Source organism: Acinetobacter sp. AS5 (assembly GCF_048957595.1).
Classification (GTDB): Bacteria; Pseudomonadota; Gammaproteobacteria; order Pseudomonadales; family Moraxellaceae; genus Acinetobacter.
The window spans coordinates 1-16,605 of record NZ_JARDAL010000062.1 but is presented as its reverse complement, the minus strand read 5'-3'; the positions used below and the strand labels follow the sequence as shown (position 1 = coordinate 16,605).

The window sequence follows — 16,605 nt, the reverse complement described above, 5'->3', positions numbered from 1 at the left end:
AAAGCCTTCGACTTAACCTTCTTTTACATCAATAATGGCTTCATTTAATGTCAGCATACTTTTTAAAACACCACCCAAAATCCATCTAATGCACCTGCATAAAGTAAATCCATAGCATCAATGATCAGGATCATATCCGTCGCATCTTTACCCTTGGTATAAGCGAATTGTTGTACCGGAGTGATGGCATGAGGAAGGAGTACATCTCGCCATTTCTTTAAAGTTTCGCTGCTCCAGTCCCCATACACACGTTTGACACTGGCAATTCCATATTTCGCAACTTCCTCCAATACCGATGAAATCGCGTTGATAGAAGAATTATCCGCATCGATTAATACAGCGAACTTTTTTGTCTGAATATCCACATCCACCCCAAGATATTATTTTTAATTTTTTATATACATGATTCTGACATAAAAAATGCCGACTTTCGTCAGCATTTTTTTGAATCTTAGAGTTTAGGCTTCAACCCATTTTCCGTCCTGATAAACCAGAGACCATTTGGTTTGCTTGCCTTCTGCAGTTTCCGAACCAATATATTGTGACTGGTTCTTACGGCTAAATTTTACCAGAGTTGGATTCCCTTCCGGGTCCACATCAGGTGCCTGCAAGATAAACTGATACTTTGGATCAAGCTGGTCGGCAACAGAACGAATCTCGGCCACTTTCGGTGCACGGGTTTCACGCACTTTCGGGAACTTGCTTGCCGCCAGGAATAAACCGGCTGCACCGTCACGCAGTACAAAGAAATCGTCATGCTTGGCAGAACGTAAATGCTCCATCTTGATCGGATCCACACGTGGAGGCGCAGGCTGACCGCTCTTTAAGACTTTACGGGTATTGTCACAGCTGGTACAGGCAAAATACGGACCAAAACGACCCGTCTTCAGCTGCATTTCACCATCACACTTGTCGCATGGGATACTCGGGCCATCATAGCCTTTAATTTTGAACTCACCTTCTTCAAGTTCAAAACCACTACAGTCCGGGTTATTCCCACAGATATGCAGTTTACGGCCGCCATCAATCACATAGCTGTCCATGGCAGTTTCACAGATCGGACAACGCTTCTTCGACATCAGGTCAGCAGTTTCCGCAGCCTCATCATCAGATAATGCAGCCAGAGACTCAACTGGTGTCAGGTTCAAGGTTCCTTTACAACGCTCTTTCGGCGGTAGGTTATAGCCTGAACAACCCAAGAATACGCCTGTGGTTCCGGTACGAATCTGCATTGGACGGTCACATTCTTTACAGTGTACTGCATCCACTTCTACAGGCTGATTGCGGCGCATACCGTTCTCACCCTGCGCCGTAGTCAAACGTTGCTTAAAATCGCCATAGAAGCTGTCTAATAACTCTTTCCAGTTACGCTCACCATCTGCTACTTTATCCAGCTGACCTTCAAGATCTGCGGTAAAGGCATAGTTCATCAGATTACTAAAATTTTCATCCAGACGATCGGTAACGATCTCACCCATCTTCTCGGCATAGAGACGACGGTTATCCAGTTTCACATAACCACGATCCTGAATGGTCGAGATAATCGCAGCATAGGTTGATGGACGGCCAATGCCTTTTTTCTCGAGTTCTTTGACCAGTGAGGCTTCGGTAAAACGTGCCGGTGGCTTGGTGAAATGTTGAGATGGATCAAGTTTCTCAAGTTTGAGGACTTCACCGACTTTGACCGCAGGCAATAAAATATCGTCATCGGCTTTATTGGCACCACGCACGCGAGTAAAGCCATCAAAGACCAAGGTACGGCCTTTGGCTTTCAGTTCCACGCCATTAGCATCCACTAAAATGGTAGAAGACAGGTATTCTGCCGGAGTCATCTGACAGGCAACAAACTGGCGCCAGATCAGGTCATACAGACGCTGTGCATCACGCTCAACACCCACCAGACTGTCGCCTTTTAAGCCAACCATAGATGGACGAATCGCCTCATGCGCTTCTTGCGCACCGGCTTTATTGCCATAACGGTTCGGCTTGGCAGGCAAATACTTCTCGCCAAACTCGGATTCGATATGACCACGCACCATATTCACCGCATCATCACTCAAGAAGGTCGAGTCGGTACGCATATAGGTAATGAAGCCGGCTTCATACAGACGCTGCGCCAGCATCATGGTTTTCTTCACAGAAAAACCGAGACGGGTACTGGCTGCCTGTTGTAGCGTTGACGTGATATACGGCGCACTTGGATTAACCTTGGTTGGCTTATCTTCACGTGCAGAAACCGTATAATCCGCATCTTTGATCAGGTTTAATAAGGCATCAGTTTCGGCTTTGTTGCGCAGCTTGAGCGTCTTGCCATTTTGCTTGACCGCTTCGAGACGAATATCATCTTTTTTCGATTTGGTATCGGCAAACACCTGCCAGTATTCTTCAGGAATGAAGGCACGAATTTCACGTTCACGCTCGACCACCAGCTTCACTGCAACCGACTGTACACGACCGGCCGACAGACCACGGGCAATCTTTTCCCAAAGCAATGGCGAAATCATAAAGCCCACGACACGATCCAGGAAACGGCGTGCCTGCTGTGCATTGACTTTATTGGTATCCAGACGTGACGGATGCTTAAAGGCATCCTGAATCGCGTTTTTGGTAATTTCGTTGAAGACCACACGCTGATAACGCGAATCATCACCACCGATGACTTCTTTTAAATGCCAGGCAATCGCCTCTCCTTCCCTGTCCATATCCGTTGCCAGATAGACTTCATCGACTTGCGATGCCAGTTTTTTCAGTTCGGCAACCACATGTTCTTTGCCAGGAAGGACTTCGTATTTGGCTTTCCAGTCATGTTCCGGATCGACACCCATGCGGTTAATCAACGCATTCTGTGATTTTTCAGCTTTTTCTGCATCCGTCAGTTTGGTACGTGTCGCCGGTTTTTTCTCTGTCGATTTTGCAGAACCGCCTGTCGGCAAGTCACGCACATGACCCACTGATGATTTTACGATGTAGTTCGGACCAAGGTACTTATTGATTGTTTTCGCTTTTGCAGGCGACTCCACAATCACTAGGGCACGCTTGCTTCCAGCGTCGGGAGACTTCGCTGTGCTGCTTTTTGATGTGGACCGAGGAGCGTTCGCCATAATTAACCGTTAATCCTGTTTATTTCTAAATTAAAGTTCAGCCAAAGCGTGTAACAGCGCTTTGATGTCGTCGAGTTGGGTCGCTCTTAAATCAGCTTCTTCATCCCAATACACGCCGACACAGTTGGCCTGCATATCAATAGCATAAATGCCTTTTAATGCAATGGGAAAATCTTTAAATTTCTCATCACCCTGCACGATTTCGAGTTTATTATCGACAACACGGGCGCGCATCAAGGGCAAACGTGCATCTGGCATCAGCACACTGTAGTATGCGACCATACTGGCACGACTTTCAGTCGCCTTCGGGATTTTGGTCCAGTCCGGTGCCACCACCAGACGTGGATGCAAACCCATTTTACGGGCTTTATCACGCATCAGCCCCAAGGCTTTTTCTCGGGGACTTACACGTAACCCGAAAATCGACCCTATGACGAAAATGATGATGACCACCGTCACCCAGATTCCAGTGTTTTCCATAGTTCAACCTTTATGTTCTATTATTAGAGTTGCATAAGCACAATATAAAACGCAAGTTTGCACGATAAAATTAATTCAGGAACATTTCATGACTATATAAAATTTCGTGACCATTCCAGTAAATATAACCTTTCTCGATCAGCTCTTTCAGCAGCAAGCGAATGTCCGATTTTGGAAATAACTGTTCCAGTAAATCACGCAGCTCATAAATGTCTTTGGGTTTATCACCCTGCAATTCACGCAGTTTACGCGCCACTTCCAGTTGTACCGGATCGATCCGGCCAAAGTTCTTGAACAGGTCTTGCTGTGCCGACTGGATTGGTGACTTGAGTATTTCAGATGCAACTGGAGCTTCATCTGCCTTCAGTTGGGAAATGACCTGATCCAGTTTTGGATTTTCAACCGGGCTTTGTTCATCCAGATTGAGCTGCAGCCATTGTTTCAGGACTTTTTTGCGGAAGCTGATTTGCTCATCATAGCGTTTGACGATTTTCAGGTTAATCAACATGCCGACCACATGCTGAGCTTTTACCGGCATCACTTTCAGAATATTCGCCACTGAGTTTTTTAGGGTTTCCACCGTATTCGGTTTGCCACTCATTTTCCCTAAAGCATCACAGTATTTTTTCACCAGTTGCAAGGTAGGTTTGTTCTTGATGGCTTCCAGACTCGGAAGATGGTTTTTAGGTTGATCGGTTAGAATGTTTGGCTCATCAGGCTGAATCTGAATCAGGTGACACGGAATATCAGAAGCTTGCAGCATCTGCTGCAACATCTCGCAGCTGTCCATCGCCGAGATCAATTCAACCTCGGTTTCCGGCTCCAGTAGCGCCATAAGCTGACCGACAATGACCGCATATTCATATTCTTTTTGTGGCGATTCAGGCGTGTCCAGTACCACCACCTGACCACTGCTGATCCAGCCGGCAAGCTCGGTTAAATCCTCTAAGGAGAATTCAAATTTTCCGGCACAGCTAAACAGATATAAAGTCGAATAATGCGCCACAATCTCACGCATTAACTTGGCTGTAGGGAAATTATTTTCGAGGTCGAGGAGAACAACTTTTGGGTGCATGGGACGCAATTCCGGAATGTACCTGAGAGCCCGTATTAGAGTAGGAAGTGAGTGAAAGGTCAAATAATTTTACGGCTGAATGGGTGCAGGCCTGTTTCGGCAGAGGTCCAAACTGCATTTTATGAAATGCATGCAAAAAATCTGTTTGCAAGCGCGAATGTTTGTTTTCAACAGGAAAATTTCTTTGGCACTTGATCATCGCGCTACGCTTGATTACTTTTATATGCGGATTTAATGCAATTTAAAAGCCCATTCAAAACAAAAATATTTCTCTTTTGCCATCTTATAGAGTGGCTCATTTTTATTTTTCAATAAAAAACCCTTAGATCAGCTAAGGGTTGTTGTTGATTAAATCATTGCTTGCAAATTAATAATGCGGTGGGCGGTCCGCAACCGGATCAAATTCTGCAATGCCTTCAGACAAATCTGAAGACTCAACACGTTGATATAACAGCGTCATTTGCTTTTTCAGATCAGCAATTTCCAGGGTTTGTTTGGCCACCTGATCATTCAACTGTTCAACTAAATCGTCTAAAAATGCAATTCGCACTTGCAAATCTTCAATGGGTGCGGAAAATGACGCCTGATCATTTAGATTTTGTTGTTTAGTCATTTAAAGTCCTCATTGGGGATTTCAGGAAACATTATGGCCTATATTACCCTTAGGGATGTCCAACTTGCGTTTGGTGGACCCGCCCTGCTCGACGGCGCGAATTTTAACTTGGAACGCGGCGAACGAGTGTGTTTGATTGGCCGTAATGGTGAGGGTAAGTCTACCTTACTTAAGCTGATTGAAGGAAGTTTACTGCCTGACAACGGCGAAGTTTCATTACAAAACGGTATTACCATTTCCATGCTGGCGCAAGATGTACCGATGGATTCAGGCAAAGTGGCTGATATCGTGGCAGATGGCGCTGGTGAAGCGTCAGAAGTTCTGCGTGCTTATCATGCTGCTAGTGAAGCCTGTGTACTCGGTGACATGGACGCCTGTGATCGTATGGGCAACCTGCAACACAAAATGGATCAGCTGGATGGCTGGGCGCTGGAAACCAAGGTCAATTCGATTTTAAGCAAAATGGGCCTGGACCCGGATGCAGATCTTGCCGACTTGTCCGGTGGTCGTAAGCGTCGTGTCTTACTGGCGCGTGCCTTGCTTACCCAACCTGATGTACTGTTACTCGACGAGCCGACCAACCATTTAGACGTTGAAAGTATCGAGTGGCTGGAAAAATTCCTGCTCGATCAAAACAATTTGACCCTGCTGTTCATTTCGCATGACCGTGCCTTTGTCGATAGCATCGCCACCCGTATTGTCGAGCTGGATCGTGGTCAACTGCGTAGTTATGAAGGTAACTATTCACGTTATCTAGATCTGAAAGCCCAGCAGATGGAAGCTGAAGAAAAGCAAAATGCGCTCTTCGATAAAAAGCTGGCTGAAGAAGAAGTCTGGATCCGTCAGGGCATTAAAGCCCGTCGTACCCGTAACGAAGGTCGTGTCCGTGCCCTGAAAGCATTGCGTGAAGAATCTAGAGCACGTCGTTCGCAACAAGGTAAAGTGGCAATGGCGACTCAGGATGCCAACCGTTCAGGCAAACTGGTGTTTGAAATTGAGAACCTCAGTGTGAAATTCGGTGACAATCCACCGATCATTAACAACTTCTCTGCACTTGTACTCCGTGGCGATCGTATCGGTCTGGTCGGTGATAACGGTGTCGGTAAAACCACACTCATTAAAGCCATTCTGGGCGAGCTAGAACATGGCGGTACAGTGAAAACCGGTACGCAGTTAGAAGTGGCCTATTTTGACCAGCTCCGTAATGCACTGGATCTAGAAAAATCAGTCAAAGATAACGTGTCAGAAGGTTCTGACCACGTGGATGTGAATGGCAACCGTCGTCATATCTATAGCTATTTACAAGATTTCCTGTTCTCGCCTGAGCGTGCACGTACACCAGTCAAAGCTTTGTCTGGTGGTGAACGCAATCGTATCTTATTGGCGAAACTGTTGCTGAAACCATCGAACCTGATTGTGATGGATGAGCCAACCAATGACCTGGACATGGTGACCTTAGAGTTACTGGAAGAAATGCTGGGTGGCTACAAAGGCACCCTGCTGTTGATCTCGCATGACCGTGCCTTTATGGACAACGTGGTGACATCAACTTGGGTCTTTGATGGTAAGGGCAATATCGACGAATATGTCGGCGGTTATCAGGATTATCTTGAACAGCGTCCGGATCAAACCGTGGTTGACCAAAAAAGTGCCGTGAAAAAAGCCATGGCCAAAGCAGAAGCCGAGACTGCGCCGGCCGCTGCCAAAAAAGTTAAACTCAGTTATAAAGACCAACGTGCACTCGAGCAACTTCCAGCTGAGATGGAAGCGCTAGAAAAAGAGCAGGTCGAGATCAATGCACAACTGGCTGATGGCTCCTTATTTGTGACTGATTCCGATAAAGCACTGAAACTGTCTAAACGCTTATCCGAAATTGATGAGCTGTTACTGGAAAAATTAGAGCGTTGGGAAGAACTGGACAACCTAAGTAACGGCTAAATATTCCCCGAGCTTTTACTAAAGCATCTGTATTCGTACAGATGCTTTTTTATTTCAATAATCTTCTCTGTTAGACTGCACTTAATCTTTTGGCCCTATATTGTTTTATGAGTACTCAGCCTGCATATCAACCCGGTGAATTTCAATGGTCATTCCTGTTACCTCAATACTGGGGCAAATGGCTGGGCATTATTTTCCTGATGATTCTGGCGATCTTACCTTGGGCCATTCAGCATCGTCTGGCGTCCCTGCTGGGCCACCTTTCTTTTAAATACTTGAAATCACGCCGTGAAACCACGCTGCGTAATCTGGAAGTCTGCTTTCCCGAATGGTCTGAAAAGCAGGTACAGGACAATGCCCGTCAGGTATTTATCGATCAAATGCTGGGGGTGTTTGAGACGCTGAATGCCTGGTACAGTCCGAAATGGTTTCAGGGCCGCGTCAGTATTGAAGGCTTGGAACATATTCAGAAGGCACAAGCCGCAGGCCAAGGCATGCTGTTATTAGGCACGCATTCAACTTTGCTCGATGCGGGTGGTTATCTTTGCGCACAATATTTTGAACCGGATGTGGTCTATCGTCCGCAGAATAATCCACTTTTGGACATGCTGATTTACCGTTGTCGCGCCACAATTTATGCCAATCAGATTGACCATGATGATATGCGCGGTCTGGTACGTAACCTGAAAAATGGCCATGCGATCTGGTACAGTCCGGATCAGGATTATGGTTTAAAACAAGGCGTGATGGCACCTTTTTTTGGCGTGCCTGCGGCGACTGTAACCGCACATCGCCGTTTACTGAAAATGACCAAAGCGGCTGCAATTCCTTTATATTTCTACCGTCATGGCGATATTAACAATCCGCGCTACCATGTGCTCATTGAACCGGCACTGGAAAACTTCCCTAGTGAGAATGAAGTTGAAGATGCCACTCGCGTGAACCGGGTGATTGAGCAGCAGTTGCGCATCGCACCGACCCAATATATGTGGTTCCACCGCCGTTTTAAGACTCGTCCTGAAGGCTATAAATCAATTTACTAAATCTATTTGATCACGGGATTTGAAGGGCTCTAGCTTAAAATCATTTTAATGATCCGTTCCCTGATAAATCCACATGGCTTCCGTTTTTCCCGCACACGTGAAGCCTAAGGCTTGATAAAAACCTGTCGCCTGCTGATCGGCCACTAAAATCTGCTGATGAAATCCTGAATAATATTGCAGCATGTTTTGCATGATCAGACGACCAATGCCCTGTCGTTGCAACTTGGGATCAACCAAAAAATGCGGGAAATACACCACCAGATAATTATCTGAAATCGCATTTGCCAGTCCAACTAGCCGGCCATTTATCCGTGCAGTGACCAGACGATGCGAGTGTTGTAACGCTTGGAGTAAAAGTTGTGGTTTCTCAGCGGCAGACCATTAGATTCATACGATAGAGCTGAAGTACTTCCGATTGATTGACCGAATCATTACTGACAATGACAATTTCCTTTCTGCACTCTCAAAATATAGCCTTAAATAAATAATTTTAATTATCAACAAATTAGAAAAATAAGCATTGGAAATAATTTAACCCGAGCTCTACATCCTGTAAAACTCGGGTTAATGAGGTTGTGCTTTCACATATTATAATTCGTTCTGCTTTTTTTTGATTTCCCTTTCAGCATCATATCCATGATGTCTTCATTCAGCTTCGTCTTCCTTATGAGAATATCCTTTCTCGACTCCCTGTGCTGATAAACCTAGAATACCCAGATTCCCAACCTCTGCCCATTCGCAAGAAGCGGAAACTGTTGTAAGCAATATCGTACACTTTTCTTCTAAAAAGCTAAGAGATTTTGCCCCCTTCTTTATATGTCAGAGCAACTTCATCAGTGACTATTTTTTCCTCTTTCTCTGCTTTCTGAATACCTTCTTCAATAGCTTTTTGTGCTTCCTGCTCATCTTCATCAGTTTGTTCTAATTCTTCCTGAATATGCTCGAATATCCGACCGGTTTGCAAAACCAGAAAGACCGGAAAATGGTCAGAACCCACATGCGGTAAACGCTCCATGTGTACCAAGGCAAAATCGGTACTGTGAAAGACGTGATCAAGCGACCAGCGAAAAAAAGGATAATCTGCGTGAAAAGTATTCACATAATGACGCCCTACCCGCGGATCCAGCAGCCCACTAATGCGTTGAAACAGGCGTGTGGTACGTGACCAGGCCACGTCATTCAGATCACCCATCACGATGCAGCTTTCATCCAGATCTTTAATCTGATCACCAACAATCAGCAGTTCAGCATCACGTAAGGTGGAATCTTTGGCCTCGGTCGGGCTGGGCGGTTTGGGATGCAGACAGTAGAGCTGTACCGGTTGTCCTGAGCGTAAGATCACCGTGGTATGAATTGAGGGAATTTCATCACTCAGAATAAATTTAACCTCGGTTTCACTGAGTTCAAGCTTGCTATAAAGATGCATGCCATACAGATTATCCAAAGGCACAGGCACGCGATAAGGATAATCAGCTTCAATCACCGAGAGTGCATTTTGCCAGTTTTGATCGGTTTCCAGAGTCAAAACCAGATCTGGCTGATGAATCTGGATCTGCTCGATCAGTAAATGATATTTGGTATTGGTAGTAAGTACATTGGAAACGACCAGGGAAATCTGACGTTGCGGATCCAGCTGATCATGCTTGACCTGCTTGACCTGTTTTTTCCAGATAAAGGTATAGGGCAATACCATTTTCAACTGATAGGCCAAAGCTGCCATCAGACCGATAAAAAGCAGCTGATTCAACCAGTTCCAGGGATGATCAACCAGGAGAAAAAGAATAAAGGCGATAAAGCCCAATACCAGAATTTGTAATCGTGGAAAATCCGCACCCCGAATCCACCATTCATCGCGTGGTATCAGTGACCAGAAACTTAACCAAATGACAATGATTGCCAGAATTTGGATAACCCATATCATAAACTGCGCTCTTAATTAAGTTATTATTTTTTCTAAAAGAAAAATGACGTTATCAATTTTGTATGTATCATAAAGCAGATATTTCTCTCAAGAATATTGATGTTTTGATTGTGTAGCTCTTGCAGTTGGGTCCCTTTTTGGTACACTCGAATCCCTTTTGATTTTTTAACGCACCGAGGCAAAGTGACATGAAAGTAGGTCTGGTCGGTTGGCGCGGGATGGTCGGTTCCGTCCTTATGCAACGTATGGTTGAAGAGAATGATTTTGCTCATTTTGAGCCATTCTATTTCTCTACCAGTAATGCAGGCGGTGAAGCGCCGGCATTTGGCGGTAAGACCGCCCCAGCACTTATGGATGCATCAGACATTAACAGTCTGAAGCAAATGGATGTCATTATTACCTGTCAAGGTGGCGACTATACCTCTGAAGTTTTCCCGAAATTGAAAGCTGAAGGCTGGAACGGTTACTGGATTGATGCAGCATCAACCTTACGTATGGATGATGAAGCCATCATCGTACTTGATCCGGTCAACATGCATGTGATCAAAGATGGTTTGGTTAAAGGCACCAAGACTTTTGTCGGTGGTAACTGTACAGTTTCCTTGATGCTGATGGGCTTGGGCGGTCTGTTCCAGAACAATCTGGTGGAATGGGCAACGTCAATGACCTATCAGGCCGCTTCAGGTGCAGGCGCGCAAAACATGCGTGAACTGATCAATGGTATGGGTTATTTATATAACAATACCAAAGAGTTGCTAGATGATCCGCGTTCTCCAATTCTGGATATCGACTCTAGAATTGCTGAATTACAACGTGGTGAAGGCTTCCCGTCTGCAAACTTTGGCGTTCCTTTGGCTGGTTCACTCATTCCTTATATCGACAAGCAACTGGAAAGCGGCCAGTCGAAAGAAGAATGGAAAGGTCAGGTTGAAACCAACAAGATTCTGGGCAACCAGCAGATCGTGCCAATTGATGGTCACTGCGTGCGTATTGGTGCCATGCGTTGTCACTCTCAGGCATTAACCCTGAAATTGAAAAAAGATGTACCTTTGGATGAAATCGAAGACATCATTGCACGTGCCAATGACTGGTCTAAAGTGGTTCCAAATACTCGTGAAGCATCCATGACTGATCTGACGCCTGTTGCTGTAACAGGTACTTTAAGCGTTCCAGTCGGCCGTCTGCGCAAGCTGAATATGGGTAAAGAATATCTGGGTGCGTTCACTGTAGGTGACCAGTTGCTTTGGGGTGCCGCTGAGCCGTTACGCCGTATGCTACGTATTTTGATTGATTATAAAAATGCCTAATATCCTGTGGATATAAAGCCAAAAGCCGATCTTTATTGATCGGCTTTTTTATGTAACTATTGCGTAAGTATTTTACAAAAAACAAACATCCCGTTAATCTATAATTTTCGCTATGCGATAATGACTGAGCTCACGATTAAGATGACTGTATATAACAAATTAAAGCTTGCCATTTTAGCCATTGTCGCTTCACAAAACATTTATGCGATTAATGTAGATCCGGTTCAGATTCAGTCTGCCCCTGGGGAGTTACTTTACGCAGAAATGACTTTTCGGCAGTCTGATATCAATTTGCCGATTGAAGTCAGTCTGGCTTCACCTGAAGATTTAATCTCGATGGGTGCATCGCATCAGCCACCCGGTCATTTGAACTTTTTTACTCGGCGCAGCAATAATGGCACTGGGGTTATTACCATTACCTCTTCTCGACCCATGACAGAGCGCGAGCTGAATATTATTGTCAAAATCAAGGAAGGCAGTGCTGCACGTCTGCAACATATCCGTACGCCCTTACAAGCTAAAACCGATTTATTAAAAGCCAGCCTCAAACAGAATGAACGCCCGCTTGCACCAGTTGTCGTCGTCAGTGAAAAAGATATTGCACTCAACTTACCCGTAAGTAGCCATTACAGTACAGCAGCTTCCACAGCCTTAAATAAGCCACCGGTTTTAGAAAAGCCGTTGGCTTTGCAACGCACAGCACCACCTGCATTATCGAACACTTCCATTCCTAAAACTGCATTTGCACCAGCTGTAATGACATCAAGTCCAGCGATTCAGGCTCAAGCGATTGCGCCTGTATTGAAAAGCGAGGCTGTAACTCCACCCGATACTCAAGCCCCAGTTAAAACTGCAGCGGCGCTTTCAGATTCAGTAAGGACCTCACAAGCAACTCTTGCATCGCCGGCTCCTGCAGCAGCCTCGACTACAAACAAACCAACCAGTACGATACCAGCAAATCAAAGTGCATCAGCACCAAATAAAGCAAATATGCAGAAAGCTGTAGAGTCCCATTCTGATCATCAAACTGCTTCCAGTGATCCATTGGTGAAAAAATTTGCTGAGGAACAAGCCAGAAAATCAACTGGATCAACTAATCCGGTGAAAACTCCAGCTCCAGTTACTACAAAAGCTTCACCAGTCAAAGCAACTCCGAATCAGACTCAACCTACTTATGTAGTTCAATCCAATGAGTCACTGTGGGGAATTGCCTCACGAATTGCTCAACAGCAGCAGCGCCCGGTCAATGAAGTCATGCAACAAATTAAAAAAGACAATGAGCATGCTTTTATTGGAGGAAATGCCAATCGTCTACGTAAAGGTGCTGCATTGAACTTAAATACGACTCATCCTACACCTGCGCCTATTAAAGTCACTGCGGCAAAGCAAACCGAGCTACCGTCTAAGCCTACTGGCAAGACTAAATACCGCCTGAATCAGGCAGAAATGAGCCTAGTGGCTGAGAACCAGCGCGATTCCGGGCAAGTTTCTGCAAACCAGAACACAGAACGCAATCAAACATCAAAGGAATTGTCATTAAAAGTTATGACAGCCCGAGAAAAAACCGTTAAATTACAGAGAAACGTAACTGAATTAGAATTGGCACTCAATCAGAAGGATCACAGAATTCAGTTATTAAATGCGCGTCTGGCCCAGCTACAACAACAGCTCAAAGCCCAACAAGCAGATAAGAAGCCAATTAATTAAAAAGTTACACATGACGATTTATTGGGATAGGCGAACTTAAACTACTCTATCCCCAAGGGGTAAAACATGCTGATTTATGTGATTCCATTAGTGATATTGATCATCGTATTAATTGTCTTTAAAAAACGACAAGATGCTCAAGAATCAGATAAAGCAAAAACTAAAACGGTAAAAGCGAAAAAACCTGGCTCTGCTTCAAAAGCTGCTCCACAAAGAACCAAAGTAGTGGAGCCAGTCGGGGTCACAAAAAAATCAGCAACACCATTATCGGCAGAAACACGCAAGAAAATTGAAGGCCTAATTCAGGAACGTAATTTTTTTGCCGCCGAAGCGCAGATTAATCAGGCGCTGAATCGTGACAATTCCCAACACGAACTTTATCTGTTGCTGTTAGATATTCATATCTTGCAGAAAGATGATTTTGCGATTACGCAACTCATTAATCATATTCGTGCACTCAACATTGACGATGTACTCAGCCCAGCTGAAGAAAAGAGAACGGCTTACGAAAAAACAAAAGCTACAGAATCGACTCAGACTGCTACACCTGCCACGCCCGTATCCAATAACACCGCCTTTGATGCCTTAAATCAAGCTACGCTGCCTGCGGATACTAAAACGGAATTGGCATTCGAGCAATTACAACAGGAAATCGCTCCAGCGAAAGAAGAACCATCACCTCTTGAGTTTAACTTTACGCCTAGTTCTGCACCTGCTGCACCAGTCACAACGAAGACTGAGCCTGTCGAGAATAAGAGTTTAGATTTTAATACCGCACCTAGTATTCCTCAGGCTGAACCGACTGAAACACCAGCTAAAAACAGTAATGAAATTCAATTTGACTTCGATTCTTTTAAAGTAGAGACCACTACAACTGAAGTTTCACCCTCTGCAGCTCGTGACACTCTAGAGCCAAATTTTGAAAAGAAAATAAGCGGCAATGAAATTGCTGACTTTGATCTCAAGTTAGAAAGTAACCATCCACAAACAGCTGCTGCCACTGAAGAAATCAAACCTCTAGATTTTTCTTTCTCGCTTGACACGCCAGTACCAGCAGCTGAGAAAACTGCAGTGCCAGCGACTGAGTTTGACCTGTCTAGCTTGACAGCTGCAGCACCTGTGGCAGAACCAGCGTCACAAACCAATCTATCAGGCATGGATTTCAAATTAGATCATTTAGAAACCACGCCAGAAGCGCCTGCTGCGACAGCGATGAGTTTCGATCTTCCTGCTACACCAGCTCAGGCAACGATAGATCAGCATGATCCGCTGGTGCAATCTTTCCCGGAATTACTGGATGTTAATGAAGCAGGTCTCGACCTGGATCTTGCGCAGCAATATATTCAACTCGGTGCCTATGCCGCTGCCCGTGAAGTCATTGCGGAGCGAGAAGCTGAATATACTCCTGAGCAACAACAACGCGCCGAGCAATTACTGAATCAAATCGCATCTTGATGCATTTCGATTTACACTAAAGCAGTCAATAATTGGCTGCTTTTTTTATGATAAAAAATATTGCATTAATTTATATGGGCGGCACATTCGGCTGCGTGGGGGATCCTCTCGCACCGATGCCTGCTGATTTATTTATTCCAAAGCTCGAACAGATACTTGCAGAGCAGTATTTTGTAGAATGCCACCATGCACCCGCCATTAAGGACAGTAGTGCCTGCACAGCAACCGACTGGTTGCAACTGGTACAGTTTATTCAGCAATTGCAATCGCGGCAAATCCAGCATTTTGTGATTATTCACGGTACAGATACGCTGAGTTATGCCAGTGCAGTACTGGCACATTTTATTGGAAACTCGGCGCATGTGGTGCTGACCGGTAGCCAATATCCGTTGCTGAATGCTCAAGGCAATGAACAGCGTGAATTTAGTGATGCCCTGGATAACCTGAAATTTGCACTAGATTCCATCAGCGAATGTAGCGCTGGAGTCTATCTGGCATTCCATCATCAGCTGCTACATGCGCAAACTGCACTGAAACAGCATACTACCGAGTTAAATGCCTTTGCAGGTCTTGAAGCCAATATCGCAATCCAAACCAGTCAAGCGTGTTATCAGATCGAAGCTAAAGATATTGTGAAAGCGGCTAAATTCAACTGTATGAGCATCATGATGCAGCCGGTTGATCTGACCCAGCAGCTGAATAACCTGAACAACCTCTTGGCTCGACCACCGCATTTTTTATTTCTGCAAGGTTTTGGCACTGGCAACCTGGCGGTCAATGACGCCATGATTGCGCTCATTGATCAACTCTATGAGCAGGGCTGTATTTGCGTCTTAACCACCCAAGTGCCTTTTGGTGCGACGGATCAGCGCTATGCCATTGCCGAATGGGTGAATCACTGCAAAATTTTGCTGAATGAAAGTTATGGACATGCGGATCTGTATGCAAAAGCCCTGAAAATGTATTTACAATACGACACTGTAGAGCAATGGCATCGTCATTGGTACGATCAATAAGGTTTTGAGGTCATTATGCAGCGTTTTGCGGTGGGAATTGAGTTTTGTGGGATGCATTATCGGGGATGGCAGACTCAACAGCCGGGAGTTGCAAGCGTACAGGAAACCATTGAAAAGGTCCTGAGCAAAGTTGCCGATCAACCGATTAGCCTGCATGGTGCCGGCCGCACGGATGCCGGGGTACATGCGACCAATATGGTGGCGCATTTTGATACGGATGCCGTGCGTTCTGAACGTGGCTGGCTAATGGGCTGCAATAGCCAACTCCCTAAAGACATCTCGATTCAGTGGATCAAAGAAATGGATCACAGCTTCCATGCCCGTTTTAAGGCACAGGCGCGCCGCTACCGATATGTGGTCTATAACCACCCTGTGCGCCCGGCATTGCTGCATAAACAGGTCACCCATGTCTATGCACCGCTTGATGTTGAACAGATGATATACGCCGCGAAAAAGTTTGAAGGCACGCATAACTTTGAAAGCTTCCGCGCCGCAGCCTGTCAGTCCAATCAGCCCGTTCGTCATGTCAGCCATTGCCGCTTGATTCAGCATGGTCAGTATCTGGTACTGGATATTCAGGCCGATGGCTTTCTGCACCATATGGTGCGCAATATCATGGGATGTTTATTGGAAATTGGTCAGGGCATGTATGCTGCCGATCATATTGATAATATTTTCGCGGCAGAAGACCGTAAAGCTGCTGGTGTGACTGCGCCAGCAGATGGTTTGTATTTTATTCATGCTGATTATCCGGCGCAGTTTGAATTACCTGAATTACCCTTAGGTCCGCACTGGCTGAATATGCCGGAATAGTTTTTAAATTTTTTAGAATATTTACCTCCCCTAACCCCTCCTAAAAGGAGGGGAATTCCCACTGCTGTCCCATAGTTTGATTTAAATAAAAAACCTGAGTCCAAATCGTTAAAATATGAGTGCAAACAAACACTTT

13 protein-coding genes and 1 pseudogene are annotated in these 16,605 nt (G+C 45.2%); 7 read left to right on the top strand and 7 right to left on the bottom strand.

The features are described from left to right. Positions 1-68 precede the first annotated feature (68 nt). The 5 genes and pseudogenes from PV763_RS15620 to PV763_RS15600 form a co-directional block, all read right to left on the bottom strand. Positions 69-365, bottom strand: a pseudogene (locus tag PV763_RS15620) (NYN domain-containing protein); the annotation flags it as partial. A gap of 93 nt (positions 366-458) precedes the next feature. Beyond that, positions 459-3,101 (bottom strand): type I DNA topoisomerase, encoded by a 2,643-nt coding sequence (gene topA / locus PV763_RS15615; protein ID WP_004278474.1) that lies wholly within the window; start codon positions 3,099-3,101, stop codon positions 459-461. Positions 3,102-3,131: 30 nt separating this feature from the next. Beyond that, on the bottom strand, positions 3,132-3,581 hold the full coding sequence (locus PV763_RS15610; protein ID WP_004278475.1) for a hypothetical protein: 450 nt from the start codon (positions 3,579-3,581) through the stop codon (positions 3,132-3,134). Between the two features lie 70 nt (positions 3,582-3,651). Next, entirely contained in the window at positions 3,652-4,656 is a 1,005-nt protein-coding gene (locus PV763_RS15605) for a hypothetical protein (RefSeq protein ID WP_396469407.1), read from the bottom strand. Positions 4,657-5,023: 367 nt separating this feature from the next. After that, positions 5,024-5,269 (bottom strand): SlyX family protein, encoded by a 246-nt coding sequence (locus tag PV763_RS15600; RefSeq protein WP_004278477.1) that lies wholly within the window; start codon positions 5,267-5,269, stop codon positions 5,024-5,026. Positions 5,270-5,302: 33 nt separating this feature from the next. Between PV763_RS15600 and PV763_RS15595 the strand changes: the two genes are divergently transcribed. Both PV763_RS15595 and PV763_RS15590 read left to right on the top strand, forming a co-directional pair. Next, positions 5,303-7,207, top strand: coding sequence for an ATP-binding cassette domain-containing protein (locus PV763_RS15595; protein WP_396469408.1), 1,905 nt, complete (start codon positions 5,303-5,305; stop codon positions 7,205-7,207). 107 nt (positions 7,208-7,314) lie between these two features. After that, the gene (locus PV763_RS15590; RefSeq protein WP_005261737.1) at positions 7,315-8,250 is read left to right on the top strand and encodes a hypothetical protein; all 936 of its coding nucleotides are present in this window, start codon (positions 7,315-7,317) and stop codon (positions 8,248-8,250) included. Positions 8,251-8,295: 45 nt separating this feature from the next. On the opposite strand, the gene PV763_RS15585 is transcribed toward PV763_RS15590, so the two are convergent. Beyond that, on the bottom strand, positions 8,296-8,559 hold the full coding sequence (locus PV763_RS15585; protein ID WP_420938175.1) for a GNAT family N-acetyltransferase: 264 nt from the start codon (positions 8,557-8,559) through the stop codon (positions 8,296-8,298). A gap of 481 nt (positions 8,560-9,040) precedes the next feature. After that, positions 9,041-10,171 (bottom strand): endonuclease/exonuclease/phosphatase family protein, encoded by a 1,131-nt coding sequence (locus PV763_RS15580; protein ID WP_396469409.1) that lies wholly within the window; start codon positions 10,169-10,171, stop codon positions 9,041-9,043. A gap of 188 nt (positions 10,172-10,359) precedes the next feature. Between PV763_RS15580 and asd the strand changes: the two genes are divergently transcribed. From asd to truA, 5 genes are all read left to right on the top strand, one after another. Further along, complete coding sequence (gene asd, locus PV763_RS15575; RefSeq protein WP_004647391.1) at positions 10,360-11,478, top strand: aspartate-semialdehyde dehydrogenase; 1,119 nt, start codon at positions 10,360-10,362, stop codon at positions 11,476-11,478. Between the two features lie 120 nt (positions 11,479-11,598). Beyond that, positions 11,599-13,185: a hypothetical protein gene (locus PV763_RS15570; RefSeq protein WP_396469410.1), complete on the top strand. Its 1,587-nt coding sequence runs from the start codon at positions 11,599-11,601 to the stop codon at positions 13,183-13,185. A 66-nt stretch (positions 13,186-13,251) separates the two neighbouring features. Further along, the gene (locus tag PV763_RS15565) at positions 13,252-14,640 is read left to right on the top strand and encodes a fimbrial protein FimV (RefSeq protein WP_396469411.1); all 1,389 of its coding nucleotides are present in this window, start codon (positions 13,252-13,254) and stop codon (positions 14,638-14,640) included. Positions 14,641-14,687: 47 nt separating this feature from the next. Continuing rightward, a complete protein-coding gene (locus PV763_RS15560) occupies positions 14,688-15,656 on the top strand; it encodes an asparaginase domain-containing protein (protein WP_004647388.1) in 969 nt (322 codons plus the stop codon). A gap of 15 nt (positions 15,657-15,671) precedes the next feature. Beyond that, on the top strand, positions 15,672-16,469 hold the full coding sequence (gene truA, locus PV763_RS15555) for a tRNA pseudouridine(38-40) synthase TruA (protein WP_004278489.1): 798 nt from the start codon (positions 15,672-15,674) through the stop codon (positions 16,467-16,469). The last annotated feature ends 136 nt before the right edge of the window (positions 16,470-16,605 follow it).

Coding starts and splice junctions, on each gene's coding strand:
- topA (WP_004278474.1), bottom strand. CDS start 3,101: ATGGCGAACGCTCCTCGGTCCACATCAAAAAGCAGCACAGCGAAGTCT.
- PV763_RS15610 (WP_004278475.1), bottom strand. CDS start 3,581: ATGGAAAACACTGGAATCTGGGTGACGGTGGTCATCATCATTTTCGTC.
- PV763_RS15605 (WP_396469407.1), bottom strand. CDS start 4,656: ATGCACCCAAAAGTTGTTCTCCTCGACCTCGAAAATAATTTCCCTACA.
- PV763_RS15600 (WP_004278477.1), bottom strand. CDS start 5,269: ATGACTAAACAACAAAATCTAAATGATCAGGCGTCATTTTCCGCACCC.
- PV763_RS15595 (WP_396469408.1), top strand. CDS start 5,303: ATGGCCTATATTACCCTTAGGGATGTCCAACTTGCGTTTGGTGGACCC.
- PV763_RS15590 (WP_005261737.1), top strand. CDS start 7,315: ATGAGTACTCAGCCTGCATATCAACCCGGTGAATTTCAATGGTCATTC.
- PV763_RS15580 (WP_396469409.1), bottom strand. CDS start 10,171: ATGATATGGGTTATCCAAATTCTGGCAATCATTGTCATTTGGTTAAGT.
- asd (WP_004647391.1), top strand. CDS start 10,360: ATGAAAGTAGGTCTGGTCGGTTGGCGCGGGATGGTCGGTTCCGTCCTT.
- PV763_RS15570 (WP_396469410.1), top strand. CDS start 11,599: ATGACTGAGCTCACGATTAAGATGACTGTATATAACAAATTAAAGCTT.
- PV763_RS15565 (WP_396469411.1), top strand. CDS start 13,252: ATGCTGATTTATGTGATTCCATTAGTGATATTGATCATCGTATTAATT.
- PV763_RS15560 (WP_004647388.1), top strand. CDS start 14,688: ATGATAAAAAATATTGCATTAATTTATATGGGCGGCACATTCGGCTGC.
- truA (WP_004278489.1), top strand. CDS start 15,672: ATGCAGCGTTTTGCGGTGGGAATTGAGTTTTGTGGGATGCATTATCGG.